This window comes from Gallibacterium anatis DSM 16844 = F 149 (assembly GCF_000379785.1).
Taxonomy (GTDB): Bacteria; Pseudomonadota; Gammaproteobacteria; order Enterobacterales; family Pasteurellaceae; genus Gallibacterium; species Gallibacterium anatis.
Genome location: NZ_KB903767.1, coordinates 1 through 1,813, shown reverse-complemented (window position 1 = coordinate 1,813; position 1,813 = coordinate 1). Strand labels below are relative to the sequence as shown.

General features: G+C 41.4%; 1 protein-coding gene. It reads left to right on the top strand.

What is annotated here, in order from left to right; all coding sequences use genetic code 11:
* Positions 1-1,813 (top strand): autotransporter outer membrane beta-barrel domain-containing protein (locus tag A3EO_RS13010; RefSeq protein ID WP_018347399.1); only part of this gene is annotated, 1,813 nt, incomplete at both ends.

Genomic DNA, 1,813 nt, shown 5'->3' with positions numbered 1-1,813 from the left:
TTAGCGGTGGTGATGTTGATGTTAATAAGAATGGCACACTTAACACGACCAATATCGCTATTAGTGGCGGTACTGTTGATGTGAATGATGGCGGTGAAGTAACCGCTGCTGACAGTGCAACCGTTAATGGTGGTACTGTGGACATCGCTCAAGGCGGTACTTTGAATTCCGGCGACAATGGTCAAAATGACTTTGTGGTGAATTCAGGTAACGTTAATGTTGATGGTACCTTGAATGCGAAAAATATTACCTCTGATCCTGCAAAAGAGGAAAGTGCTGATGATGCTAAAATTAATATAGGCAGCACAGGTACACTTAACCTTAAACCAACAGGTGATCAACCTTTATTTGCTGGTTTAGATACCTCTAAAGGTGGTGATGCTATCAATGTCGATGGTAAGTTAAATGTAGATGTAGCAGACGGTAATACCGCAACTCAAGCGAATACCGCAGGCATTACCGGTACAGGTACCTTAAATAAAGAAGGTAATGGTGGTTTAGTATTAACTGCACCAACCAACACACTTGGTACCGTAAATGCTAATGATGGTGTATTGACCGTCGATAATGGTTCTAAACTTAACGCCAATACATTGAACGTTGGTGATAGTGATGATAAGCCAGCAACGGTTAATGTTAATGGTGAAGTTGCTGCTAAGGATGTGAATATTGCCAATGATGGTACCTTGAATGTGAGCGACGCTTCTGGTTCACCTGCGGGTAAATTGGATGCAACAAACCCTATTTCAATGAATGGTGGTACGCTCAATGTGAATCCGAATGCGACATTGACAACACCTAACATCGTAAGTCCTGATGCTTCCGATAATGAGGCATCCACTATCAATGTTGTCAACAATGCGACATTGAATCTCAACCCAACAGATGGTACTCGACTCTTTGATGGGGTTAATAGTGCACCGGGTGGTAAAGATGCAATCAATTTGAATGGTACGTTAAATCTTAATGTGGCCTCAGGTACGGTAACACAACCTGTTTCTGCGCCAATCAGTGGTACAGGTACATTTAACAAAAAAGGTGATGGTACCTTTGATGTGAAAGCTAACAACCCATTTGCTGGTAACGTTAATGTGAATGATGGCACATTGCAAATCTCAGAAGGTGGTAAGCTTGGTCAGGCTCAAGTGAATGTAAAACCAAAAGCGATATTATCTGTAGATAAACAAGGTACAGCCTTAAAAGGGTTAGAGCTTGAAGGTGAGTTACATGTGATTACTACACCAAATGGTTATACTAAGATTGACGTGACAGGAAATGCGGATGTGTCGAAAGGAAAACTCGTTGTTGATATTGCGGGAAGTAATGAGAAAGACTTGGTAGATGGTAAGTTCCAAGGCTTTATTAGTGCAGACTCGCTTACTATCGCAAGCCCAGATAAACCTTTTAGGGATTATGAAGATAATAGTGCGTTATTTAACTTTATACCAACTCTTTCTAGTGATGGAAAATCATTAGATATGACGCCTATTGCATCTGACATTAAGCTAAGTGATGTGGTTAACGCCTTTAATTTAGGTCGTGCGGCAGGAGCAGCGGCTGCATTAGATGCAAACTTTGAACGTTCTCCAGCAGATGAATTATCACGTTTATTCTATACGATACGTGATAAACACCAAGCAGCAAATGCGTTGCTAGAATCATTGCCAACCTTAGCAGGGGCAAGTAGCCAAGTAGTTGCGGATACCAGCAGACATTTAGCAAATCTTGCACGAGTTTATGAGCGTTGTGAAGGTAATATTCAGCAAGGTGATAAATATATTTGGGCGAGAACATTTGGTAGTTGGGAAACCCA